This window comes from Nigerium sp. (assembly GCF_039811905.1).
Taxonomy (GTDB): Bacteria; Actinomycetota; Actinomycetes; order Propionibacteriales; family Propionibacteriaceae; genus Propioniciclava.
Genome location: NZ_JBDHZL010000003.1, coordinates 13,623 through 38,422 on the forward strand (window position 1 = coordinate 13,623; position 24,800 = coordinate 38,422).

A 24,800-nucleotide genomic window follows, 5' to 3' on the forward strand; every position below is an offset into this window, starting at 1 on the left:
GGTTGTCGAGAGATCCAGTGGGAACGGCGTTATGACCGATCCCGTGCGCACCCGTTCGCGTGCGACAGCCCACACTCGCCGTGACGGAGCCGCGGCGGCCCCCTGTCGATGGTCGTCGCCCCCACGGGCGCGCGTGGGCGGGCTTCGGTCCGGCGACCCCGGCCCGCACCGCCGCAGGCGTTGTCGCCCAGGGCGGCCCGGGCGACAGGCGTCCCCGCTGATCACCTGTGTGACGAAATCCCCCTCCCAGGGTGGACAACGTCGCATAGAAACGTCAGACGCGGGCGAACACGATCTCCTGGACCGCGGCGACGAGGTCGGCGTCCGCCCCGGAGACCTCCACGGCCCGGGCGCGCGCGGCGGGGTCGTCGTGCCCCCGGACGGCGTCGTACACCCGCTCCTTCGTCACGAGCTCCACCTGCGCCGCCTCCAGCAGGCGGTACACCCGCCCGACCACGTCGTTCTCGGCGAGCCGCAGCCCGGCGCCGAGCACCACCTCCGCCCCGGCGTCCGCGCTCACCTCGCCGAGGTCGACGACGAGGCGACCGTCGGCGTCCCATCGGCCCTGCGGCGCGTCGAACCGCTCGAGCCCGACGAACACCACGCTGATCCGCCGCCCGGCGGGCACCAGCTCGGACGCCCCCTGCGCCGGCCCCACCGTGAATCGCCCGGACGCCCACTCGAACGCCAGCGGCGTCCGGACGCTGCGCGGCCCGGCCGCCCCGTCGTCCTCGTACAGCACGAACCGCCCGTCGGCCCCGGCGAACACCCGGACCTCCAGGGTCTGCGGGTTCACGTCCGCCCGCAGGTCGTCGGGGCCCGTCAGCGGGACGATCGCGCCGGCCTGGGCGAGCACCGGGTACTCCGCCAGCCCGCGGTGGAAGTCGACGATGCGGTCGCCGTCGTAGGCGAGCCCGGTGAAGAAGTCGATCCAGACCCCCGGCGGCAGCCACCCCCGTGCGGACGCCAGCCGCGTGCTCGCCACCCGCGGCGACGTGATGGGCGCGACCACGAGCTCCGACCCGAACGAGAACTCGTTCAGCAGCCGCACGGTGTCGACGTCGACCTTGCGGTAGTAGATCGGCGTCACCAGCGGGACGCCCTCCCGGTGCGCCCGCTCGTTCATCGTGTACAAGTACGGGACCAGCCGGTGCCGCAGCCGCAGGAACTCCTCCTGGACGCCCGCCGAGATCGCGTCGTAGCGCCACGGCTCCTTGCCGCCGAACTCACTGTTGGACGAGTGCAGCCGGTTGACCGGCGAGAACGCGCCGAGCTGCAGCCAGCGCGCCTCCAGCTCGTCGTCGCGCCGGCCCATCATGTGGCCGCCGATGTCGTGGCTCCACCAGCCGTAGCCGATGTTGGACGCCGTGGCCGTGAACCGCGGCTGGAACTCCAGCGATGCCCACGACACGACCGTGTCGCCCGAGAACCCCACGGGATACCGGTGCGAGCCCGGCCCCGCGTACCTGCTGAACGTGAGTGGACGCTCGCCGCGGCGGGCGGCGTCCAAGAAATGGAAGTGGTTCAACATCCACAGCGGGTCGAGCCCGCGGATCGACGTCACGCCGCCCTGCTGCCAGTCGATCCACCAGAAGTCGACGCCGTCGTCTTCGAGCGGGTGGTGTACGAGGTCGAAGTAGGCGGTCAGGAACCCCGGGTCCGCGATGTCGAACGGGACGGGCAGGTCGCTGGCCGGGTCGATACCGAGCGCCTTCGCGACGGCCGGATACGCCTCCTCGAACGGCCGGACGCCGTCGGCCGGGTGCACGTTGAGCGTCACCTTCATGCCCCGCCGGTGCAGCGCGGCCAGGAACGCGGGCGGGTCGGGGAACAGCCGCCGGTTCCAGGTGTAGCCGGTCCACCCCGACCCGTACCGCTCCGGGACGTCGTCGACGAGATGCCAGTCCATGTCGATGACCGCGACGCTGAACGGGACACTCCGCTCGGCGAAGCGATCCATCAGCATCAGGTACTCGTCGGCCGAGTAGCGGTGGTAGCGGCTCCACCAGTTGCCGAGCGCGTAGCGGGGCAGCAGCGGCTGCGGCCCCGAGATCCGGTAGAAGTCGGCGAGGCAGCCGGCGAAGTCGGCGCCGTACCCGAAGTAGTACAGGTCGATCGCGCCCGGTTCGCGCTCGGCGACCCAGCCGTCGTCGGTGAGCGCGATGGACGCCGAATCGTCCAGCACCGCGTAGCCGCGCATGCTCATCAGCCCGTCTTCCAGCGGGACGGCCCCGTCGGCCTCATCGAGCGTGCGGGCCGTGCCGCCCATGTTCACCGGGAACCCGTAGTGCGAGCGGGGAGCCGGCTCGCCGTAGCGCCAGATGCCGCCGTAGTTGATGACGCTGCCGCGCGGCGCGATCGACAGCCCGTTCGTCGCGAACGGACCCCGGTCGTAGCGCAGGTGAGCGTGGTCGGTGACGATCTCCAGCAGCCGCTCGCCCTCCAGGACCTCGAACGACGGCACCGGGAGCCGGCGGTTCACGACGGTCTGGGTCGCCCGGTCCTCGAAGTGCCCGCTCGGCGAGTACTCCAGCCTGAAGAGGCGCGATGTCAGGACCGTGATGCGGTAGTGCTCGCCCGCGACGATCGCCGCGGGGTCGGCCTGTGGGGTCGTCGGGGGGCGGAACCGGGCGGGAAGTTCAGGCATGTGCCCGAGTCTAGGGTCGCGCTCCGACACGTCTGGACGCCCCCGGGCGGGTCGGCGTGGGCCCCGGAGTAGGGTCGCCGACGCACCCCGTTCGTGAGGAGATCCCGCATGGCTCGCCCGTCCGCCCGCGTCCCCCGCTCGCTCGCCGTCGGCGCCGCCTGGGCGGCCGGGGGCCTCGGCGCGATCGTGGGCGCCGGTGCCGCGGGCGTGGCGTACGCGATCTCGGGGGCGTGGCGTCCGCAGTTCGACTACGGGTTCTCGCCGTTCGAGCTCGGCGTCCCGTGGGAGGACGTCGCCTTCGCCGCCCCCGACGGCGCCCGGCTCGCGGGCTGGTGGCTCGACCGTCCGGGCAGCGACCGCGTCGTGATCATCTGCCACGGCCACCGCGGCGGGAAGCAGGACATGCTGGGCCTCGGATCGGGGCTGTGGCGGGCCGGCAACACCGTGTTCCTGTTCGACTTCCGCGGCAGCGGCCAGTCGGGCGACGGCGTCCAGTCGCTCGCGCACCACGAGCAAGGGGATCTGGAGGCCGCGATCGCGCTCGCGCGCCGCCGGCGTCCGGACGCCCGCCTCGCCGTCATCGGCTTCTCGATGGGTGGGGCCGTGACGATCCCCGTCGCCGCCCGGACGCCCGCCGTCGAGGCCGTCGTGCTCGACTCGCCGTTCGCCGACATGCGCGACGTCGTGGCGACCGCGCTGCGCCGCCACCACGTGCCGCCGTGGCCGGTGCTCGCGGCGTCCGATCGCGTGACGGGTCTGCTGTACGGCTACCGCTACCGCGACGTGCGCCCGGTCGAGGCGATCGCGCGGATTTCCCCGCGCCCGCTGCTGCTCATTCACGGCGCGGACGACCGCATCATTCCGGTCGCCCACGCGCGGGCCCTCTTCGAGGCGGCCGGGCAGCCGAAGCGGCTCGTGATCGTGCCCGGCGTCGACCATTGCGGCGCCTATTTCGTCGACCGTCCGGGCTATATCGAGCGTGTCGCCGAATTCCTGGCCGAGGCCCTTCCCGGAAAGAACTGACGCGGGGGTCGCGTGCCCTTTCCCGCGCGGGCGACACCGCGTCCGCCCTTCTCATCCCTCGGACGCCGTCGAGACCCGATTTGTCTCACCATGCGAATATCCGACGCTTTCCGGCGGTGTCCGCGAATGCGCGCCAGGCGCATTGCCTAGATTTCCTCGCGCAGGGGTCGCTCCCGGCCCCCCTCCGGTCTTTCGAGCGAAAGCGAATGCTCCTGCCGGAACAGAAAGAGAGAATGGCATGTCGCCATCGACGACGACAGCCGGCCGCCGCCTCATCCTCATCGTGTGGATGCTGACCGCGGCCGTCTTCGCGGGGATGAACCCCGCGGTCGCGGAGGGAGCCCCCACCTCCACCCAGCCCACGCTGACCTCGACAGCCTCCGCCGCCTCCGCGGCGCCCGCCCCCTCCTCGGCCCTCACGCCCGACTCGGCCCAGGGCCGGGCGGGCACGTCGGGCGCGGTGGTGATCGGCGTCACGCACGGCGCGGGCATCATGACCAAGAACGGCACCTGGTTCGGCCAGTGGCTCAACAAGGGCCGGGCGGGCTACTGCATCGACCCGAACATGAACGTCGCGAGCATGCCCTGGTGGACTTCGCCGGCCGTCGCCGGGTTCACGTCCGCCCAGGTCGCGCGCCTGTCGTACATCGTCACGACGTACGGAAACACGAAGGACAACGCCCGCGCGGCGTCCGTCCGGCTGGCGGCGCTGCTCATCGTGGCGCCGAACAGCACGGCCGTGAAGCGCGGCCTCGACGCCAAGAGCGGGCTGCCGGCCGCGGTGGTCGCGTCCGCCCGGGCGATGGTCGCGGCGTCCACGAAGCTGGCCGGGCCCTACAAGGTGACGGTCACCGTCACGAAGGCCGCGCTCCCCGGCGGGACGGGCACGGCGAGCGTCGTGGTGCGGTCGGCGTCCGGGACGCCGGTGCCGGCCACCCTGCAACTCTCCGCGACGAACGCGCGGCTCGCGGCGTCCAGCGTCTCGACCGGCGCGGGCGGCCAGGCCGCGACCGTCACGTTCACCCGTTCGGACGCCCCCGCGCCCGTCACGCTGCGCGCCAGCGCGCAGCTGGCGGCGGCGTCCGTGCTGATCACGCGGCCCCCGGCCGGGTTCCAGCGCCTGGTGCGCTGGGCGCCCAAGACCGCCGTCGTGGGCGGGGCCACGTACCAGCAGACGTTCGGGGCGCCGACGATCACGTACTCCTGCGTGCAGGACTGCACTGGGACGCCGCCCGTGACCGTCCGCGCGTGCAACGCGGCGTCCGGGCCGGTCACCTACGTCGTGCGCGACAACGGCCGGGACGCCGCCCGCTTCACCGTCGCCGCCGGCCAGTGCGGGACGACCAGCGTCGCCGTCGCCGACGGGCACACCGTCACGTCGGCCTGGCAGCTCGGGGCGAACGCCCCGACCGCCTTCGACGGACGCCTGCTCGTCGACTGCCCGCCGGCCCCGCTGATCAGGGCGAACGTCGACTTCAGTTGCACCGCCGGGAACGTCCGGCTCTCGCTGCCGACGAACACGACCGAGCGCGTCCAGCGGCTCACGGTCGACGGGCAGGTGCGGCAGACGGTGCAGCCGGGTCAGGAACTGCCGCCGTACGTCCTGTCCGTGCCGTGTGGGCGGAACACGACGGTGGCGTTCCAGTCGTCGATCCAGCGCGCCAACGGCACCTGGAACGCGGGCCTGGTCGGCAAGATCGTCGTTCCCTGACGGCCGGTCGGTCCCTCATCTGACGGACGCCGCGGGCGCCGGGCCGCAGGGCCCGGCGCCCGCGCGCGTCGGCGTCCGGGGTTCGCGACGCCCGCCCGTCTCGCTGTCCGAAATCTCGCCCAGCGAATTCCGCTGCCCGGGGCCGGTGGGGGAGGGTTGCCCGGCGACCACCGAATCCTCTTCATCCGCGCCGGCGATGAGCCGGGAGGACCGCAACGCGCGCGTCGCGGTCACCGTCTTCCCGATCCTCGTGCTGGCCGCCGCGCTGTTCGGCTTCTTCTTCGCGCCGACCGCCCGCGTGCTGACGCCGCACGTCAACACGCTGCTGATCGTCATCATGTTCGGGATGGGCCTGACGCTGACCCTGCCCGACTTCAAGCTCGTGCTGACCAGGCCGCTGCCGATCCTCATCGGGGTGATCGCCCAGTACGCGATCATGCCGCTCGCGGGCTGGGCCGTGGCCCGCGTCCTGGGGCTGCCGCCCGACCTGGCGGCCGGGCTCATCCTCGGCGGGTGCGCGCCGGGCGGCACGGCGTCCAACGTGGTCAGCTACCTCGCGAAGGCGGACACGGCCCTGTCGGTGACGATGACGTCCATCTCGACGCTGATCGCGCCGATCATGACGCCCCTGCTCACGCTGTGGCTGGCCGGCGCCTACATGCCCGTGGACGGGCTCGGGATGGCGATGAGCATCGTGCAGATCGTGCTCGTCCCGGTGTTGGGCGGGCTGCTGCTGCGCCTGCTGCTGCCGCGGCTGACTGAGCCGCTGCTGCCCGCGATGCCGTGGGTGTCGGTCATCGCGATCTCGGGCGTCGTGGCGGCCGTGGTGTCGGGGTCGGCGTCCCGGGTGCTGCTCGCGGGCCCGATCGTCTTCCTGGCGGTCGTGCTGCACAACGGCATCGGCTACCTGCTGGGCTACTGGTCCGGACGCCTGACCGGCCAGACCGTCCGGGCCAGCCGGACGATCGCGATCGAGGTCGGCATGCAGAACTCCGGGCTGGCCGCGGGGCTGGCGTCCCTGTACTTCAACCCGACCGCCGCGCTGCCCGGGGCCGTGTTCTCGATCTGGCACAACCTGTCGGGCGCGCTGCTGGCGATGTTCTTCCGGAGGTCCGGCGAGCTCCACCGGTGACCGCCGTGGCGGCGGAGTTGCCAGATTGCACCGTTCGCCTGCGGAATACTGGTCGCCCGGACTATCGTTGAACCATCAACGATAGTCACGAGCACGGAGGAAGAGCATGAAGATCGGGATCATCGCCGGGTCGGTCCGCGAGGGCCGCGTCGCCGACAAGGTGGCGACCTGGGTCGCGGACCTGGCCGCCGAGAAGAACCCCGAGGCGACGTTCGAGGTCGTCGACCTGAAGGAGTTCGACGTCCCGCTGCTGACGTCGGCCACCGTCCCCGGCGCTGCGCAGGGCAAGTACGACGACCCGAAGGTGCAGGCCTGGGGCGACAAGATCGCCGAGTTCGACGGCTACATCTTCGTGACGCCCGAGTACAACCACTCGGTTCCGGGCGCGTTCAAGAACGCGTTCGACAGCCTGGGCGTCGAGTGGACCGGGAAGCCGGTCGCGTTCGTCTCCTACGGCGCCGACAACGGCGTCCGGGCGGTCGAGCACTGGCGGACGATCGTCGCGAACTTCCAGATGTTCGGCGTCCGGCAGCAGGTGTCCTTCAACCGCTTCATGGAGTTCCCCGAGGGCGGCTTCGCGCCGCTCGAGCGGCGTCCGGACGAGCTGGGCGTCCTGCTCGACCAGCTGCTGACCGCCGTCTGGCGGTCGCAGCAGGCCTGAGCGCAGGTCAGCGCCGAGCGGCGCGGACGCCGATGTCGGGCTGGTCGGTGAAGAAGTCGTCCATCGGGCCGGAGGAGAAGCGCCTCATCGAGCATCACCGGTCGCTCGGCCAGCGCTGAGCCGGCCGGACAGGGTCATCGCGGACCCTTCCCCGGGGGAAAGACGAGGGGACGCCGCTGTGCGGCGTCCCCTCGGCCCGTCCGGCGCCGGGCGCGTCAGAGCCCCCGGCACTGATCCTGCTTGTCGCCGGCGACCGTGTTCGCCTCGCCGGTCGGGGCGGGCTGGTTGCCCGTGCACTGCAGGTTGCCGCCGATCGTGTTGTCGGCGAAGCGCTGGGCGTCGCGGTTGTTCGTCGACTGGAGGTCGCCGTCGATGCGGACGCCCTCGATGTCGGCGGAGCCGCCCCGGTCGAGCTGGATGTTCCCGTCGACCTGGCCGCCGGTCATGGTGACGTCCTCGTGGCGCTCGCCCACGATGTTGCCGTTGACCGTCACGTCGTTGGCGGTCAACGCCGCCCCCTCGCGGACGGTGATGTTGCCGGAGACCGTCACGCGCGACAGCCCGCACGTCTCCCCGCGCCGCACCTCGAGGTCGCCGTCGACCCGGTTCTCCTGGACCTGCGCCTCGCACCCGGTCGCGGCGGGCTGGGCGTCGGAGGGCTGGGCGTCGGAGGGCTGGGCGGTGGTGGGGGCGGCGGTCGTCGTCGCGGCGGGCGGTGATGTGGTGGCCGGCGGCTGCGTGGCCGGCGCGCCGGGGGCGCACCCGGCGAGCAGTGCGAGCAGGGCGGCGGCGGGCAGGATCGTCGTTGAGTAGCGCACGTCGTAGCTCCAGGTCGTGAGGATTCGCTTCACATCGTGGGGTTCGTTCGACCCTACCGGCGCACGCTCGCGGACGCCTCCCCCCGGGGTGGGTGTGGCGCCCCCGCCGGCACGCCACCGGGAGGCCGCCGGCCGCTCAGGCGACCGGCGTGCTGGTGATGACCTTCATGTAGGCGTCCCGCTCGTACGCGCCGGGGTCGCCGACGGAGGCGAAGTTCATCGAGCCCCGCAGCTGCTCCACCGAGTCGTACCCGCGCTCGGCGAGCCACGACCGCAGCCCGTCGAGCATGCCGGTCACCGCCTCGGGGCCGCCCTGCAGCACGGCCGACGTCGTGCAGACCACGTTCGCGCCCACGAGCAGCAGCTTCAGGGCGTCCTCCCACGTGTGCACCCCGGACGACGCGGCCAGGTCGAGCCCCTTCTGCTGCGCGCTGACGATGCCGATCCAGCGCATGGGCAGCCGGATCCGGTCGGACGACGACAGCGTCACCCGCGGCACCATCGTCAGCTCGTCGAGGTCGATGTCGGTGCCGTACACGTTGCTGAACAGCACGAGCGCGTCGGCGCCGGCGTCCCGGGCGCGGCTGGCGAAGTTCGACACCGACGTGAAGTGGCTCGACATCTTCACCGCCAACGGCACGCTCAACGCGGACTTCACCCCGGCGATCACGCGGAGGTAGCGGTCCTCGATGTCGGCGGGCAGTGCCTGGGGGTCGGCGTTCACCGAGTGCAGGTTCAGCTCGACGGCGTCGGCGCCGGCGTCCTGCAGCAGCGTCGCGTACCGCTGCCACCCGCCCTCGGTGGAGCCGTTCACGCTGCCGATCACCGGGATCGTCAGCGCCTGCTTCGCCGCCTTCACGAGGTTCACGTGCCGGTTGGGACCGACGTCGTCCAGGTCGGCGGGCGGCAGCGGGGCCGAGTCGAACTCGGCGAAGCCGTCGCCGATCTCGGCCATGTCGAAGGCCTGCATCTCCTCCGCCTCGGCCTCCTCCTGGAACAGGCTCGGCAGGACGACGGCCGCCGCGCCGGCGTCCTGCAGCGCCAGCATGTCCTCGGGGGTCCGCGTCAGCGGGCCCGCCGAGGCGATCACCGGCCCGGCCAGCGACAGCCCGAGGTAGGTGGTGGACAGATCCGGACGCTCGCTCATCGCCTCACTTCTCCGTTCCCTGGACGCCGCCGGCGCCGGTCGCGCCGTCGGCGGGCGCCGGGCGCTCGGCCGTGACCGCGCGCTCGACGGACGACATCTGATCGTAGTAACGCCAGCGCTCCGAGACGTCGTCGCCGGCGAGGTCCCACAGCGTGCCGGCCCGCTCGGGGTCGGACCGCCGCAGCATCGCGAACCGCGGCTCGCTGGCGAGGAAGCGTTCGATCGACCCGTCGGGGGCCTTCGAGTCGAGCGTCAGCGGGGTCGTCGATTCGCTCTCGCTCGGGCGGAAGCGGTACAGCGGCCAGTACCCGGACGCCACCGCGTCCCCCTGATGGCTCATCGACGTCGTCATGTCGATGCCGTGGCTGATGCACGTGCTGTAGGCGATCACGACGCTCGGGCCGTCCCACGCCTCGGCCTCCAGCAGAGCGCGGACGGCCTGCTGCTGGTTCGCGCCCATCGCGATCTGCGCGACGTAGACGTTGCCGTAGGTCTGCGCGATGAGCCCCAGGTCCTTCTTGGCGGTCTTCTTGCCGCCCGTCGCGAACTTCGCGACGGCCCCGCGCGGCGTCGCCTTGGACGACTGCCCGCCCGTGTTGCTGTACACCTCCGTGTCGAGCACCAGGATGTTCACGTTCGCCCCCGACGCCAGCACGTGGTCGAGGCCGCCGTACCCGATGTCGTAGGCCCAGCCGTCGCCGCCGATGATCCAGACCGACTTCGTGACCAGCTCGTCGGCGACCGACTCGAGCAGCCGCGCGTCCGGCGCGTCGAGGCCCGCGAGGGCCTCCTTCAGGGACGCCACCCGCGCGCGCTGGGCGGCGATGCCCTCCTCGGTGGACTGGTCGGCGTCCAGGAGGCCGGCGACCAGACCGGCGTCGAGGGAGGCGTCCGGCTGGGACGCCAGCGCTGAGAGCAGGCGGCGCGCCTCGGCGTTCTGCTGCTCCCAGGCCAGCCGCATGCCGAGGCCGAACTCGGCGTTGTCCTCGAACAGCGAGTTGCTCCAGGCCGGGCCGCGCCCGTCGGGGTTCGTCGCGTAGGGCGTCGTCGGCAGGTTGCCGGAGTAGATCGACGAGCAGCCGGTCGCGTTCGCGACGACCATCCGGTCGCCGAAGAGTTGCGTGATCGCCCGGATGTACGGCGTCTCGCCGCAGCCGGAGCACGCCCCCGAGAACTCGAACAGCGGCTGGAGTTGCGCGGCGCCCTTCACCTGATCGTGCCGGACGGCCGTCCGGTCGATCTCGGGGATGCCGAGGAAGAAGTCGAAGTTGGCCCGCTCGGCGTCCAGGTGCTCCAGGCGGTTCTCCATGTTGATCGACTTGTGCTTCACCTCGGTCTTCGAGTGCGCCGGGCAGATGTCGACGCACACCCCGCAGCCGGTGCAGTCGTCGGGGGCGACCTGCACGATGAGCTGGTGGTTGGGGAGGTTCCGCGCCTTGTACTGCTTGTGGGAGAGGGTTTCGGGCGCGCCCTCGAGGTCGGAGTCGGGCATGATCTTCACCCGGATCGCCGCGTGCGGGCACACCATCGCGCACTTGCCGCAGTCGATGCAGAGGGACGCGTCCCAGATCGGGATCTCCTCCGCGATGCCACGCTTTTCGTACTTGCCCGTGCCGGTCGGCCAGACACCCCCGGTGGGCATCGCGCTCACGGGGATCGCGTCGCCCTCGCCGTGCAGCATCTTCTGGGTGACGAGTTTCACGAAGTCGGGGGCCTCGTCGGGCACGGCGGGCATCCGATGCCGGACGCCGGCCGCGGCATCCGGGACCTCCAGCCGGTGCAGCGCTGCGATCGCGCCGTCGATGGCCGCCCAGTTGCGCTCGACGATCACGCGCCCCTTGCGTCCGTAGGTCTCCTCGACCGACTTCTTGATCTTCGCGAGGGCCTCCTCCTGCGGGACGACCCCCGACAGGTAGAAGAAGCACGGCTGCATGACCGTGTTGATCCGCTTGCCCATGCCGGCCGCCTTCGCGACGTCGAGGGCGTTGATGACGTAGGGCTGGAGCCTCTTGTCGATGATGATCTGCTGCACCTCGACGGGGAGGTGCGCCCACGTCTCCTCGGCCGGGTAGGGGCTGTTGATGAGCACCGTCGCGCCCGGCTTCGCGATGTCGAGCGTCGGCATCTGCGCCAGCAGGTTGAACTGATGGACGGCCACGAAGTCGGCCTCCTCGATGAGGTAGGCCGAGTGGATCGGCCGGTCGCCGAACCGCAGGTGGCTGATCGTGCTCGACCCAGACTTGCGCGAGTCGTACACGAAGTAGCCCTGCGCGTAGCGGCCCTCGTCGCTGCCGATGATCTTCACCGAGTTCTTGGACGCCCCGACCGTCCCGTCGGAGCCGAGCCCGTAGAAGACGGCCGTGAGGGCGTCCGACTCGGGCCGGAACGACGCGTCGACCGGCAGCGACAGGCCCGTCACGTCGTCCGTGATGCCGACCGTGAAGCGCGGGCGCGGGGACTCGGTCGCCAGCTCGGTGTAGACGGCGGCGGCCATCGCGGGCGTGTAGTCCTTGCTGCCGAGCCCGAACCGCCCGCCGATGACGAGCGGCAGGCCGCCGTCGAAATGGCCGGCGTTCTCGGCGAGCGCCACGAGCACGTCGCTGTGCAGCGGCTCCGCGGACGCCCCCGGCTCCTTCGTGCGGTCCAAGACGGCGATCCGGCGCACGGACGCCGGCAGCGCGGCGACCAGGTCGGCGACCGGGAACGGCCGGTACAGGCGCAGCGTCACCGCCCCGACCTTCTCGCCCCGGCGGTTCAGCTCGTCGACGGCCTCCACGGTCGTCCCCCAACCGGAGCCGAGCACGACGACGACGCGGTCGGCGTCCGGGGCGCCGTGGTACTCGACGAGCGAGTACCGGCGTCCGGTGCGCTCGGCGAGCTCGTCGAAGCACTCCGCGACGACGCCGGGCACGGCGTCGTAGAACGCGTTGACCGCCTCGCGGCCCTGGAAGTAGGTGTCGGGGTTGTGCGCGGTGCCGCGGACGTCCGGCCGGTCGGGCGTGAGCCCGCGCGCGCGGTAGTCGAGGACGTCTTCGTCGCGCACGAGCGCGCGCAGATCCTCGGGGGAGAGCAGGTTGATCTTGCTCTCCTCGTGGCTGGTCCGGAAGCCGTCGAAGAAGTGGAGGAACGGGACGCGCGTCCGCAGCGTCGCCGCGTGCGAGACGAGCGCGAAGTCGTGGGCCTCCTGCACGGTCGTCGAGTCGAGCATCGCGAAGCCGGTGCCGCGGCAGAGCATGACGTCGGAGTGGTCGCCGAAGATGCTCAATGCGTGCGTCGCGACCGCGCGCGCCGCGACGTGAATCACGGTCGGCGTCAGTTCGCCCGCGATCTTGAACATGTTCGGGATCATCAGCAGCAGCCCCTGGGACGCCGTGAACGTCGTCCCCAGCGCGCCCTTCGTGACCGCGCCGTGCAACGCGCCCGCGGCCCCGCCCTCGGACTGCATCTCGACCACCGTCGGCACCGAGCCCCAGATGTTCGGACGCCCGGCGGAGCTCCACGTGTCCGCCGCCTCGGCCATCGCCGAGCTGGGCGTGATCGGGTAGATCGCGATCACCTCGCTGAGCGCGTGCGCGACGCGCGCGGCGGCCTCGTTTCCGTCCATCGTGGCCGACCGCTGCGTCGGGTGGGAGGGGTGCGTCTGATCCGGCTCCATGGGTGCCTCTTCTCGCTGCTGTGGTTCCGCTCGGGCGTCGGTGCGGGTGCGTCCGTCGTGGGCGTCCGTGGAGGGCGGTCGGCGGCGACGGCCGCGGACACCGGTCGCTGCCGAGTTCGCCTCACTGTAAGCGCGGACGCCGCCCGCCGCGGCCGGCGTCCATCGTGCGGTGGCGGGCGAGGTCAGTGGCGGGGAGACGGTGGTCTCACCCGGCGACCGCGCCGGGTGCGCCGGGTGGCGGCAGGCGTCCCGGCGCACCTGGCTTCCGCATCGATGTCGCCCGCGGATCGGGTACAGAAAAGCGCGAAATGTCACGCCCGCACAATGCGACAAACCGCGATACAAAGGTTCGGTGACATATCGTCCGGCCCGCCGGAATCGCGCGAAAAGGCGTGCCTGCCGCAGGCGAGAAGTCCGGGCGGAAATCGGCGCAAAGCGGATGGCTGCGGCGTCGGGACCCCGGAATAGCTCCCACGAGCTCAACTTCTGACAAGGAAAGATGCATTTCTACACCCTTGACGGTGTAGCTAAGGTGGTGCGGTCCGATCACTAGGAGGTAACGGATGACCCCGAACGGGACTTCCATCAGGGACGTACGCGAGCGCAGCGCGGCACGCGCGAGAAAGAATGCGCTCCGTGCTTCCGCTCGCCAGCCCGGACGTGGATTGCTGCAATCCAGCGGCGCGTCCGGGGTGGCCCGGCTCACCGGCCAGGGGCGGGTGCTGGACTCCAGCCACCCCGCCCTCGAGCCCGCCCCCGAGGCCCTCGAGAACGAACCGCCAGGCAGCCTCGACAAGGTCGTCTTCGGCGTGACGGCCGCGGTGTCGATCGCGTTCGTCCTCTGGGGCGCCCTCGACCGCGCGTCGCTGATGAACGCCTCGAACGCCGGCCTGAAGTGGGTGATCACGAACACCGGGTGGCTGTTCACGACGGCCGCGACCGGCTTCGTCTTCTTCGTGCTGTGGCTGGCGTTCAGCAAGTATGGGGCCATCCCCCTCGGGCGCGACGGCGAGGAGACGGAGTTCAACACCACCTCCTGGATCGCGATGATGTTCAGCGCCGGCATGGGCATCGGCCTGGTCTTCTACGGCGCGGCCGAGCCGATCGCGCACTTTCTCACGCCGCCGCCGGGCACGGGCGCCCCGGGCAACGAGAACGCGATCCAGACGGCGATGGCGACGACCCTCTTCCACTGGGGGCTGCACCCCTGGGCGATCTACGCCGTGGCCGGCATCGCGATCGCGTACGGCGTCTTCCGGCGCGGCCGTGCCCTGACGATCAGCGCGGTGTTCGAGCCGCTGCTCGGCAAACGCCACGCGCACGGCCCGGCCGGCAAGGTCATCGACATGTTCGCGATCTTCGCGACGCTGTTCGGCTCGGCGACGTCGCTCGGCCTCGGCGCGTTGCAGATCGCCCACGGCGCGACGATCGTGGGCTGGATCGGGGATGTGGGCAACACGTTCCTCGTGCTGCTGATCACCGGGCTGACGATCTGCTTCGTCCTGTCGGCCGTGTCGGGCGTGGCCCGCGGTATCCAGTACCTGTCGAACATCAACATGGTGCTCGCGGTGCTGCTGGCGGCGTTCGTGTTCGTCGCCGGACCGACCGTCCTGATCCTGAACCTCATGCCCACGACGCTGGGCACCTACCTGCAGAACCTGATGCAGATGTCGGCGCGGACGGCGGTGACCGGGCAGGACTCGGTCGATTGGCTCTCGAGCTGGACGATCTTCTACTGGGCCTGGTGGGTCAGCTGGACGCCGTTCGTCGGCATGTTCATCGCCCGCATCTCCCGCGGCCGGACGATCCGGCAGTTCGTCGGCGGCGTCCTGCTGCTGCCGAGCCTGGTCAGCCTCGTGTGGTTCTGCGTGTTCGGCGGGGCCGCGATCGACGCGGAGCGGTCCGGGGCGAACCTGGGTGCGGTCGAGTCGTCGGAGGGCATGCTGTTCGGCCTGCTCGAGACCATGCCGATCCCGGCGGTCACGTCGGTGCTCGTCATGATCCTGGTCGGCATCTTCTTCGTCTCCGGCGCCGACGCGGCGTCCATCGTGATGGGCACCCTCAGCGAGAACGGCACGATCGAGCCGCGGCGTCCGGTCGTCATCTTCTGGGGCGTCGCGACCGGGGCGGCCGCGGCGATCATGCTGGTCGCGGGCGGCTCGGACGCCCTGAGCGGGCTGCAGACCGTCACGATCATCGCCGCGCTGCCGTTCGTGCTGATCATGATCGGGATGTGCGTCGCGCTGGTGCGCGACCTCAGCCAGGACCCGATGATGGTCCGGAGGAAGTACGCGGCGAAGGCCATCGACGCGGCCGTCGTCGCGGGCGTGTCGGCCCACGGCGACGACTTCGCGCTGTCGGTCGACCCCACCGCCCCGGGCGAGGGCGTCGGCGCGCTCGTCACGCTGCCCGATTCTCTGGCCGGCACCGACGCGGACGTCCAGGAGCCGCCCGCCGGCAAGTGACGCCCCGTCGACCGGCCCGCGGGTGACGACCGGCCAAGCGGACGCCGCCCGCCGCTCAGCGGCGGGCGGCGTCCCCGGTCGGCTCGGCGATGACGTCGGCGAACAGCCCGGCGATCTCCCGCTCGAGGCGACGCCCGGTGGAGGCGCGCCCGTCGGCGGGCATGGCCCCGAGTAGGTGGACCCGCTTGCGCAGGGCGGCGCTGCGGTCGCGGAACGTGCCCGCCTTGAACGCGGGCAGCGGCGCGTCCCGCAGGTAGGAGTCGATCGCGGTGAGTTGACGGCCCAGTCGGCGGCTCGGGTCGCGCTCGATCACCGCCTGCCGCATCTGCCGGATGAGGGCCCCCGCGGCGTCCGTGAGTCGGCCGTCCTTGTTGGCGAGGCGCCACAGCTTCCCGGCGCCGCGCGCGCCCGTGGCGACCGCCCGGGCGAGGCGCGCGAGTTCGTCCCGGCGCGGGTTCCGCGGGGATTCGGCGTTCGTCATGCGTCCTCCTTCGGCTCTCACCCTAGTGGACGCAGAAAAACAGGGACGCCGCCCGCGCGGGCGGCGTCCCTGTCGTGAGGGAGGGCCGGGCTTTTAGAGGATGAAGGGCCCGATCAGGAAGCCGAGGGCGACACAGACGATGATCGCGGCCGTTCCCGGGATGACGAACGGGTGGTCGAACACGATCTTGCCGACCCTCGTGGAGCCAGTGTCGTCCATCTCGATCGCGGCGACCGTGGTCGGGTAGTTCGGCAGCAGGTAGTAGTTCGCGACGGCCGGGTAGCTCGCGACGAGCGCGACGGCCGGCAGCCCGAGGGTGACCATGAGCGGCATGAACGCCGTCGTCGTGGCCGCGTGGGAGAACATCAGCGGCGCGGCGAAGTAGAAGAACACGGCGGCGAGCCACGGCTGGGCCTGCAGGGGAGCGGCCAGCGCCTGCTGGATCGTGGCCTCGTAGTGGTTCACGAACGCGTTGCCGAGCCAGGCCAGGCCCATGATGCAGATGGCGGCGGTCATGCCGGCGCGGAAGGTGTCCTGCGCCGCGATGGACGCGGTCGGCTTCTTCGCGACCAGGCCGATGATCGCGGCCGTGGTGAGCATGATCGTCATGATCGCGGCCGTGGAGTCCATCGGCGGGTTGGCGATGATGCCGAGCTGCTTGGAGGTGAGCGTCGCGTACAGGACGACGAGCACCAGCGCGGTGAGGAAGATCAGCAGGCTGGGGACCGCGCTGCGGGCGGGCGTGTACTCGGCGGTGCTCGCGACGCTCTTCTTCACCAGCCCCTGGGCGAGGCGCTCCTGGTAGACCGGGTCGTCCTTGAGTTCCTTGCCCTGCCGCGACGCCACGACCGCGCCGACCGCGCAGCCGATGAACGTGGTCGGGATCACGATCGCCAGGCACTGCAGGTACCCGACGTGCAGAGGAGCCATGATGAGCGCCAGGGCGACCATCGCCGCCGAGATCGGGGACGCCGCGACCGCGACCTGCGACGCGACCACCGCGATCGACAGGGGCCTGGAGGGCCGGATGCCGCGCTCCTTGGCGACGTCGACGATGACCGGGATCACCGAGTAGGCCGTGTGGCCCGTGCCGCACAGCAGCGACAGCATGTAGGTGACGAACGGGGCGAGATAGACGATTTGCTTGGGGTGTTTGCGCAGGAGCACCTCGGTGAGGTGCACCAGGTGGTCCATGCCGCCGGCGACCTGCAGGGCGGCGACCGTGCAGATGACCGGCATGATGATGCCGATCACGGACCAGGGGACGTCTTTCGCCGCGGTGGTGTGGACGCCCGTCGCGGCGAGCACGAGGACGCCCGCCCCGCCGGCCAGACCGATGCCGATGCCGCCGAGACGCGCCCCGATGACGATGAACAACAACACCACGATCAGGTGAAACCAGATCATCCGAATCTCCTCAACCTCGGGCGCATGGTCGTACCCGAACGGCTGGATCCTATTGGGCGGATTGCCACCGGAATGGAGCTTTTCGCACGTTCGTAACGAACTCGGGCGGGTGCCAGTCGGCGGGGGTTCGCTAACCCACCAGGGCCGCGCTCGCGGCCCAGAAATCGTCGAGCAGCCCGGCGTCCCGAGCCGCCCGGGGCAGCCGGTGGGGGCGGCGTTTGACGAAGAAATTGCCGGGCGCCCAGTCGCGCGGCGGGCGTCCGGTGGCGAGCCAGACGAGCGTGTCGGCACCCCGGTCGGGGGTGATCATCACGCGCTGTCCGAAGCGGGAGGAGTAGAACCACCGCGTCGCGCCGGTGGCGCCGGCGCCGAAGCTGCTCGCCACGACGCCCGGGTGAAACGCCGCCGCGCTGAGCCCGTCCAGCGCGTGGTGCCGGTGCAGGGCGCGGGTGAAGAGCAGGTTCATGAGCTTGCTGTCGGCATAGGCGTGCCACATCGACCAGCCCTTCTCGAGGCCGGGATCGGCCAGGTCGATGCGCCCGACGCGCGCGGCCGCGCTCGAGGTCGCGATCACCGACGCCCGCGAGGCGACGAGCTTCGCCAACAGCAGGTTGGTCAGGAGGAACGGCGCGAGGTGGTTCACCTGGAGCGTCAGCTCGTGGCCGTCCTCGGTGAGGCGGTGCTCGTGCGCGATCGCGCCGGCGTTGTTGGCGAGGACGTCGATGCGCTCGTACGTCCGGGAGAGCTGGTGGGCGAGCCGATGCACGTCGCCGAGCCGGGAGAAGTCGGCCACGAACGGGTCGGCGCCCGTGTCGGCGGCGACCGCCTCGACCTTGCGCGGGTTGCGGCCGACCACGGCGACGCGGTCGCCGGCGGCCGCGAGTCGTCGGGCCGCGGCGGCCCCGATGCCGTCGCTGGCGCCGGTGATGACGATGGTGCGGGGCGACATGATTCCTCCGTCGGTCGGGCGTGGGCGGTGGCTTTCGGCCCACGCTACCGGCCGGCGGACGCGACTGGCCGCCGTCGGATGCGTTCCGTCGGGCGCGGGGCGGGGTACCGTCCGGGGTATGCCGGTCTACGAGCACGCGACGCACCTGCCCCATTCGCGGGCGGACGTCTTCGCCTGGCACGAGCGACCGGGGGCCTTCGTCCGGCTGACGCCGCCCGGCATGGCGACCATCGTGGAGCCGCCCTCCGACGGGTTGCGCGCCGGGTCCACCGTCAGGCTGCGCGTCTCGCATCCCGTGGTCGCGGGCGGGTCGTCCCTCGTCGCGGGGCGGTCGGTCGGGGTGCCGTGGGCGCTCACGCACGTCGAGTACGCGCCGGGGGAGGGGTTCGTCGACGAGCAGACGTCCGGGCCGTTCCGCCGGTGGCGGCACGAGCACGAGTTCGCGGACGCCCCCGACGGGGGCACCACGATCACCGACCGGGTCCACTGGGAGACGCCTGTTCCGGTGCCGCGCGGGCTCGTGGAGGGGCGGCTGGCCGGCCTGTTCCGCTTCCGGGCGGCCCAGTTGCGCGGCGACCTCGCGCTGCACGCACGGCTGGGCGAGCGACTGCGCGTCGCGGTGGCGGGGTCGAGTGGGCTCGTCGGGACGCAGCTGTGCGCGCTGCTGGCGTCCGGGGGGCACGAGGTGACGCGGCTGGTGCGCCGGGAGGCCGGGCCCGGCGAGGCGTCCTGGGACCCGGGTGCGGCCGACACCGGCCGCACGATCGCGCGCGACGGACGCCTCGACCCGCGCGTCCTCGAGCCGATGGACGCCGTCGTGAACCTGGCCGGACGCAGCATCGGCGGCCGGTTCACGCGGAGGGCGAAGCAGGAGATCCACCACTCGCGCGTGCTGGCGTCCTCGACGCTGGCGCGGGCCCTGGCCGGTCTCGCCGACGGACGCCCGCGGGCGCTCGTCCAGGCGTCCGCGGTGGGGCTGTACGGGGCGCGGCGTCCGGGTGAGACGCTGCGGGAGGACGCGGTGCCGGGGCGCGGTTTCCTCGCGGACGTCGTCCGGCACTGGGAAGCCGCCGCCGCGCCCGCGGAGGCGGCAGGCGTCCGGGTGGCGCATCTGCGGACGGGCATCGCGCTGTGTGCGTCCGGAGGGGCGCTGCTGCCGATGCTGCCCCTGTTCGCGGTCGGGCTCGGAGGCCCGCTGACCAACCCTGACGCCACCGTGAGCTGGATCACCCTCGACGACCTCGCGCGCGCCTATCTGTACGCGGTGGCGGAGCCGCTGTCGGGGCCGTACAACGCCGTCGCGCCCGATCCGGCCACGTGGGGCGAGTTCGCCGCGGGGCTGGGGCGGGTGATGAACCGTCCGGCGGCCGTCCCGACGCCTGGCTTCGGCCCGCGCCTCCTGCTCGGGCGCGGCGCCTACGACCAGCTCGTCCGCACCGATCAGCGGGTCTCGTGCGAGCGGCTCCAGGATGCCGGCTTCGCCTTCGAACAGTCCGCCCTCCGCGGCGCGCTGGCGCACGTGCTCGCGCACTGACGCGCGTCCCGAGGACGGTCTCAGCGGGTGGGCCAGCGCAGCAGCCAGTCATCGATCATGCGGTGCACGGGGTCCTCCAGCGCCGGGTCGACGGCGTGGGCCTCCCCGGACGTCAGGTCGAACCAGCCCACCGGCGAGCCGTCGGCGTCCCGGACGTACAGGCGGTCGTAGCGGTGACGCTGCCACCGCTCGACGTGCCAGCCCTCGGGCGGCGCGGAGCGGTGGTCGCGGGCGAGATCTGACATGGGCACCCCCTCGCACGGTCGGACGGTCTTTTCCTGGGCACGTGTCCGTGTGACGTTCTCCACCCCCCGCGGTGGAGAACGTCAGGTAGAAACGCCCACGGGGGAGTGATGTGGAGCCCTTATTCTTGGCACTCCCGGAGGTGACACGCCAGGGCGGATGCGCAACGACACCGTTTCGCGACCTTTGCGCCGGAAACGTCCAGCCTCGGCCCGGCCGGTACGCTGCCCGCATGAACCCCCGACAGACCCGTCGACGTCGGGCGCGGCGTCTGAGCCGGCTCGTGGGCGTCTCGCTGGCGACGCTGCTGCTGTCGCTCGTCTCGGCCGCGTTCCTGGCGACGCCCGCCTCCGCCGACGACACCCCCGACTCCTGGCGCATCACCCGCTATGACGTCGATGCGCAGGTGGCCTCCGACGGCACGACCCGCGTCCGGCTCGACCTCGACTTCGACTTCGCCGGCGACGAGGGGCACGGGCCGCACCTCTGGTTCCCCGAGCGCCAGCGCGTCGAGGGCAACCCCGACCTGTGGCGCACGCTCGACGTGACGCTCGGCCAGGTGAGCAGCCCCTCCGGCGCGGCCGCCGACGTCAAGATCGATCACGACGACGGCAACCTCAAGGTCCGCATCGGCAACGAGAACCGGCAGTACACCGGCGTCCAGCAGTACCGCATCGAGTACACGGTCCGGGGGCTCGTCGCGCCGCGCGTCGCGGGCAGCGGCCTCGACGAGTTCAACGACAACGTCGTCGGGCCCGGCTGGGAGGTGCCGATTTCGGGGGCGACCGCCACCGTGACCGGGCCGGCCGACATCCAGCGCGCCGCCTGCTTCCGCGGCGAGCGCTACGACACCCCGTGCGCAGCCAGCGAGAACGGGCGCTCGGCCGTGTTCTCCGCGCCGGGTCTCGCCGCGCACGAGCCCGTGCAGATCGTCGCCGGCTTCCCCGCCGGCACGTTCGTGGGGGCCGAACCGCAATTCACCAAGCGGTACCACCCCGGCAACATGTTCCCCCTCACGCCGGTCACCGGCGGCGCGACCGCCCTGCTCATGGCGCTGGGTGTGGGCGGGGTCGCGCTGGCGGTCCGCCGCGCGGGCCGCGACCAGGCCTACCTCGGTCTCACGCCCGGCCTGCGGCCGGCGTCGGGGCAGGACGCTCTGGTGGGGGACGCCGACGGTGCCGCCCCCGTCGCCGTCCAGTTCACGCCGCCCGCCGGGGCTACGCCCGGGGAGGTCGGCGTCCTGCAGGACGCGACGGCCGACAACGAGGATGTGACGGCGACCGTCATCGACCTGGCCGTGCGCGGGCACCTGCGCATCACGCCGGAGGACGACGAGGTCTGGCGCTTCACCCGGCTCGACTCGGCCGAGCCGCGGCTCGCCTACGAACAGGCCGTGCTCGACCAACTCTTCTGGCAGGGCGACGAGGTCACGACCGAGGAGCTGCAGGGCGGCGACTATGCGCAGCTCGTCCCCGAGACTCGCGACGGGCTGATGAAGCGCACGACCGACGAGTTGCACTGGTTCACGCGCAACCCCGTCGCCGTGCGCGCCGGCGCGATCGCCGTCGGCGTCGGCCTGGTCGTCGTGGGCGTCCTGGCGGGGCTCGCGCTGTCGATGGTCGGCTGGGGCCTGCTGGGGCTCGCCGGCATCGTGGCCGGCATCGCCGTGATCGCGGTCTGCAACCGCTTCGGACGCCGCACCGCCGAGGGCTCGGCGGTGCTGGCCGAGTCGAAGGGCTTCGAGTTGTACCTGAGGACCGCGGAGGCCGACCAGATCCGCTTCGAGGAGGGCATCGACGTGTTCTCGCGCTACCTGCCCTACGCCATCGTGTTCGGCGTCGCCGAGCGCTGGTCGGCGATCTTCGAGGAGCTCGCCCGGCAGGGCCGCTACGAGCCCGACCTCGGGTGGTACGGCAGCCCCGTGGGCACGTTCACGGGCTGGGGCCTCGCCGGCGCGATGGGGGGCCTCGGCGACTCGATCGGCGGGGCCGTGTCGGCGTCCGCCCAGGCCTCGACGTCCGCCACGGGCGGCGGCTCTGGCTTCGGCGGGGGCGGCGGCTTCGGCGGCGGGGGCGGCGGCGGCTGGTGACGCCGCTGAGGCGGTGTGGCAGGGTGGCGGCCATGTGCCGCCACCTGCGTCCGCTGTCCGACGTCGAACCGTCCGTCACTCCGGCGCGCGACGGCGTCCCGGCCTGACGTGGGTGCCGGAACGCCGGCCCCCGACCTTTCCCGCCCGGGCCTGGAGGTCGCGCCGCTGCTGCTGGGGTGTGTGCTGCGGGTCGGCGACGTCGCCGCGCGGCTCGTCGAGGTCGAGGCCTACGAGGGGGAGCGCGACCCGGCGTCCCACGCCTGGAAGGGCCCGAGCCGCCGCAACGCCGTGATGTTCGGCGGACCCGGACACCTCTACGTGTACGCCATGCACGGGCACCACTGCTGTAACATCGCCTGCCGCGAGGAGGGGGTGGCGAGCGCGGTCCTCCTGCGCGGCGCCGAGATCGTCGACGGTCTGGACGCCGCCCGCGCCCGGCGTCCCGGGGTGGCGGACACCGCCCTCGCCCGCGGGCCCGGCAACCTGTGCCGGGCGCTCGGGATCACGTCCGCCGACAACGGGGCGTCCCTGTTCGGCCCGCGTCTGCTGCTCTCGGGGCGTGCGGCCCCGGTCGAGGTGGCCGCGGGCCCCCGCGTGAACGTCTCGCGCGCCGGGGAGTGGCCCTGGCGGTTCTGGGTGCCGGGCAGCCCCTCGGTGTCGGCGTACAAGCGGCACGCGGGGTCTGCTTAAACGACGGCGGGTCGCGGGTGTTCAAGACACCCGCGACCCGCCTTGCGACCCGCGGGGGGAATGCGAGTCGCTCCCCAGGGGGACCAATCCCGGGGGCTGAAGCGCTCTCGTGCCGGTCGGTCACTGAGTCGACGACAAGAGAACGCTCCGTCTAGGTGAGTTCCTGGCGATTGGGCCAGGTTCCCAAGACCACCATATCGGTGCTGAGCACTCTACTCATAACCGATCGCTACTATTCTGCCTCACAAGGAGACGGATGTCTCTATGTTTCGGGGGTCGACTTGTTCACAACAAAGTTGTCCCGGTGTTTATGGGATCCCCCCGCCTTCGACGTCTCGTCATCTGAACTATCCGCGCGGTCGCGTCCCCCGCGCGGGGGGTCGTCCGGCTGACGGATGCCGCTCTCGCTAGGGGCCTTTCCGGTCACCCCCGCAGGGGACCGGGGAAGTGCGTCAGGAATGAGACGGTCCCGGCCAATGGGCGGGGCAACCCATCAACATTCGTTGATTAGATGTCCAGGAATGTCCAAGACACCGGTCGTCCGGTCGACAAAAGGACGCCGATGGCACTTTAGGGGGAGACGGCATCGTCCGTTGGTATTGAGAGATCTCGCAATAGCGGGCGACACGCGGAGCCCGGCGGAATCGCGGTTCAGGGCCGCAGGCGGGCGGCGTCCTCGGGGGAGATGACGTTGTGGACCAACCGGCCGCGCTCCAGCCCGACGAGCGTCGACTGCACGGCGTCGGGGTAGATCTGCACGAGGCTGAAGCCCTGCGCCGCGTCCTGGCCGCGCAGCGTGCGGCCCTCCGTCAGGTCCTGGGTGTAGGCGAGCGACGTCGCCCCCGCCACCGGGACGCCCGCGAACGTGCCCATGCTCGGTTGATGGAAGTGCCCGCCCAGGATCAGCCGGACGCCCGAGCCGGCCAGCAGCGGCGCGACCTCCTCGGGGTTGGTGAGCGGCCACAGGGCCGCCGCGTCCTGCACTGGCGGGAGGGGCGTGTGGTGCATCACCAGCACGGTCGGCCCGGACGCCTCACCGAGCCGGTCGGCGAGCCAGGCGAGCGATGCGGGCGCGACGCGCCCCTCCGGACGCCCCGGCAGGTTCGTGTCGAGCAGCAGAAACCGGACGCCGCCCACCTCGCGCTCGGCGTTGTACGGCTCGTCGGTGGCCGGCAGCCCGAGCAGCCCGGCGCGGAACGCCGCCCGGTCGTCGTGGTTGCCGTTGGCCCAGATGACCTCGACGCCCCGGGACGCGGCGGCCGGCTCCACCAACGCGCGCAGCCAGGCGTACGCCTCGACGTCGCCCTCGTCGGCCAGGTCGCCCGAGAAGAGCCAGGCGGCGCAGTCGGCGTCCCACGATGTCAGGACGCCGACCGCCCGCTCGACCAGCGCGCGGCTGTCGGCCACACCGGAGACCAGCGGATCCGCGGCGGTGCGGATGTGCGTGTCGCTCAGGTGGGCAAAGGTGACCAAAGGCGTGCCGAAACCCGTCACGTCGCCGTCGGGCTCAGGACTCGAGCTGAGGCTTCGGGGTGAACTCGTTCGCGTAGTCGGTGCCGCGAGCCCGCTCCCAGCTCGCCTGGATCTCCTTCTCGGCCTCGGACCGGCCGACCCAGGTAGCGCCCTCGACGGACTTGCCCGGCTCCAGGTCCTTGTACACGGAGAAGAAGTGCTCGATCTCGAGCAGCGAGAGCGCGGGCAGGTCGTCGAGCTCGGTGACGTGCTCCTGCCGCTGGTCGGCGGTCGCGATGCACAGCACCTTGTCGTCGCCGCCCATCTCGTCCTTCATCCGGAACATGCCGATCGCGCGGCACTCGATGAGCGCGCCGGGGAAGGTGGGCTCGGGGACGATCACCATCGCGTCGAGCGGGTCGCCGTCTTGCCCCAGGGTGCCCTCGATGAAGCCGTAGTCGTTGGGGTACTGGGTGGAGGTGAACAGCGTCCGGTCAAGCCGAATGCGGCCCGTGTGATGGTCCATTTCGTACTTGTTCTTCGTGCCCTTCGGGATCTCGACGGTGACGTCGAAGCGGAGGTTCGGCTTGATCCGGGGGCGGGAGAAGGATTGGCTCATCGGGCTCACCTTTGTGTCGTGGCTTTGGTCTACGTTGGCGAAAAGCAGCCTATCGTTTGGTCCATGGCCACGGTATC

At 71.8% G+C, this 24,800-nt stretch carries 18 protein-coding genes; 8 read left to right on the forward strand and 10 right to left on the reverse strand.

Going from position 1 to position 24,800, the window contains the following annotated elements:
- Positions 1–274: 274 nt before the first annotated feature.
- Complete coding sequence (locus WMJ97_RS01380) at positions 275–2,647, reverse strand: TIM-barrel domain-containing protein (RefSeq protein ID WP_347347165.1); 2,373 nt, start codon at positions 2,645–2,647, stop codon at positions 275–277.
- 108 nt (positions 2,648–2,755) lie between these two features.
- Between WMJ97_RS01380 and WMJ97_RS01385 the strand changes: the two genes are divergently transcribed.
- The 4 genes from WMJ97_RS01385 (at position 2,756) to WMJ97_RS01400 (ending at position 7,174) form a co-directional block, all read left to right on the forward strand.
- Positions 2,756–3,670, forward strand: coding sequence for an alpha/beta hydrolase (locus WMJ97_RS01385; protein ID WP_347347166.1), 915 nt, complete (start codon positions 2,756–2,758; stop codon positions 3,668–3,670).
- 238 nt (positions 3,671–3,908) lie between these two features.
- On the forward strand, positions 3,909–5,381 hold the full coding sequence (locus WMJ97_RS01390) for a hypothetical protein (protein ID WP_347347167.1): 1,473 nt from the start codon (positions 3,909–3,911) through the stop codon (positions 5,379–5,381).
- A gap of 196 nt (positions 5,382–5,577) precedes the next feature.
- The gene (locus WMJ97_RS01395; protein WP_347347168.1) at positions 5,578–6,513 is read left to right on the forward strand and encodes a bile acid:sodium symporter family protein; all 936 of its coding nucleotides are present in this window, start codon (positions 5,578–5,580) and stop codon (positions 6,511–6,513) included.
- Positions 6,514–6,619: 106 nt separating this feature from the next.
- Positions 6,620–7,174 carry an NAD(P)H-dependent oxidoreductase gene (locus tag WMJ97_RS01400; protein WP_347347169.1) on the forward strand — a complete coding sequence of 185 codons (555 nt, stop codon included), beginning with the start codon at positions 6,620–6,622 and terminating at the stop codon, positions 7,172–7,174.
- Between the two features lie 215 nt (positions 7,175–7,389).
- Here the strand turns inward: WMJ97_RS01400 and WMJ97_RS01405 are convergent, their stop codons facing one another.
- The 3 genes from WMJ97_RS01405 to nifJ all read right to left on the reverse strand — a co-directional run bounded on the left by WMJ97_RS01405 (position 7,390) and on the right by nifJ (position 12,794).
- On the reverse strand, positions 7,390–8,025 hold the full coding sequence (locus WMJ97_RS01405) for a hypothetical protein (RefSeq protein WP_347347170.1): 636 nt from the start codon (positions 8,023–8,025) through the stop codon (positions 7,390–7,392).
- A gap of 103 nt (positions 8,026–8,128) precedes the next feature.
- The gene (locus WMJ97_RS01410; RefSeq protein WP_347347171.1) at positions 8,129–9,139 is read right to left on the reverse strand and encodes a dihydroorotate dehydrogenase-like protein; all 1,011 of its coding nucleotides are present in this window, start codon (positions 9,137–9,139) and stop codon (positions 8,129–8,131) included.
- Positions 9,140–9,143: 4 nt separating this feature from the next.
- Positions 9,144–12,794 (reverse strand): pyruvate:ferredoxin (flavodoxin) oxidoreductase, encoded by a 3,651-nt coding sequence (nifJ, locus tag WMJ97_RS01415; protein ID WP_347347172.1) that lies wholly within the window; start codon positions 12,792–12,794, stop codon positions 9,144–9,146.
- A 665-nt stretch (positions 12,795–13,459) separates the two neighbouring features.
- On the opposite strand from nifJ, the gene WMJ97_RS01420 reads away from it, so the two are divergent.
- Positions 13,460–15,259, forward strand: a complete 1,800-nt coding sequence (locus WMJ97_RS01420; RefSeq protein WP_347347173.1) for a BCCT family transporter — start codon at positions 13,460–13,462, stop codon at positions 15,257–15,259.
- A gap of 55 nt (positions 15,260–15,314) precedes the next feature.
- Here WMJ97_RS01420 and WMJ97_RS01425 read toward each other — a convergent pair whose 3' ends face one another.
- The 3 genes from WMJ97_RS01425 to WMJ97_RS01435 all read right to left on the reverse strand — a co-directional run bounded on the left by WMJ97_RS01425 (position 15,315) and on the right by WMJ97_RS01435 (position 18,096).
- Positions 15,315–15,740: a hypothetical protein gene (locus WMJ97_RS01425; RefSeq protein ID WP_347347174.1), complete on the reverse strand. Its 426-nt coding sequence runs from the start codon at positions 15,738–15,740 to the stop codon at positions 15,315–15,317.
- A 93-nt stretch (positions 15,741–15,833) separates the two neighbouring features.
- On the reverse strand, positions 15,834–17,147 hold the full coding sequence (locus tag WMJ97_RS01430; protein WP_347347175.1) for an anaerobic C4-dicarboxylate transporter: 1,314 nt from the start codon (positions 17,145–17,147) through the stop codon (positions 15,834–15,836).
- A 130-nt stretch (positions 17,148–17,277) separates the two neighbouring features.
- Entirely contained in the window at positions 17,278–18,096 is an 819-nt protein-coding gene (locus WMJ97_RS01435) for an SDR family NAD(P)-dependent oxidoreductase (RefSeq protein WP_347347176.1), read from the reverse strand.
- 118 nt (positions 18,097–18,214) lie between these two features.
- Between WMJ97_RS01435 and WMJ97_RS01440 the strand changes: the two genes are divergently transcribed.
- Positions 18,215–19,630, forward strand: coding sequence for a TIGR01777 family oxidoreductase (locus WMJ97_RS01440; protein WP_347347177.1), 1,416 nt, complete (start codon positions 18,215–18,217; stop codon positions 19,628–19,630).
- Positions 19,631–19,650: 20 nt separating this feature from the next.
- Here WMJ97_RS01440 and WMJ97_RS01445 read toward each other — a convergent pair whose 3' ends face one another.
- Positions 19,651–19,875 carry a hypothetical protein gene (locus WMJ97_RS01445; protein ID WP_347347178.1) on the reverse strand — a complete coding sequence of 75 codons (225 nt, stop codon included), beginning with the start codon at positions 19,873–19,875 and terminating at the stop codon, positions 19,651–19,653.
- Positions 19,876–20,105: 230 nt separating this feature from the next.
- Here WMJ97_RS01445 and WMJ97_RS01450 point away from each other — a divergent pair, with 230 nt between their 5' ends.
- Both WMJ97_RS01450 and WMJ97_RS01455 read left to right on the forward strand, forming a co-directional pair.
- Positions 20,106–21,962 (forward strand): DUF2207 domain-containing protein, encoded by a 1,857-nt coding sequence (locus WMJ97_RS01450; protein WP_347347179.1) that lies wholly within the window; start codon positions 20,106–20,108, stop codon positions 21,960–21,962.
- A gap of 108 nt (positions 21,963–22,070) precedes the next feature.
- Positions 22,071–22,652, forward strand: coding sequence for a DNA-3-methyladenine glycosylase (locus WMJ97_RS01455; RefSeq protein ID WP_347347180.1), 582 nt, complete (start codon positions 22,071–22,073; stop codon positions 22,650–22,652).
- Positions 22,653–23,303: 651 nt separating this feature from the next.
- Here WMJ97_RS01455 and WMJ97_RS01460 read toward each other — a convergent pair.
- On the reverse strand, positions 23,304–24,125 hold the full coding sequence (locus tag WMJ97_RS01460) for a metallophosphoesterase (protein WP_347347181.1): 822 nt from the start codon (positions 24,123–24,125) through the stop codon (positions 23,304–23,306).
- A 34-nt stretch (positions 24,126–24,159) separates the two neighbouring features.
- Positions 24,160–24,723: an inorganic diphosphatase gene (locus WMJ97_RS01465; protein ID WP_347347182.1), complete on the reverse strand. Its 564-nt coding sequence runs from the start codon at positions 24,721–24,723 to the stop codon at positions 24,160–24,162.
- Positions 24,724–24,800 lie beyond the last annotated feature (77 nt).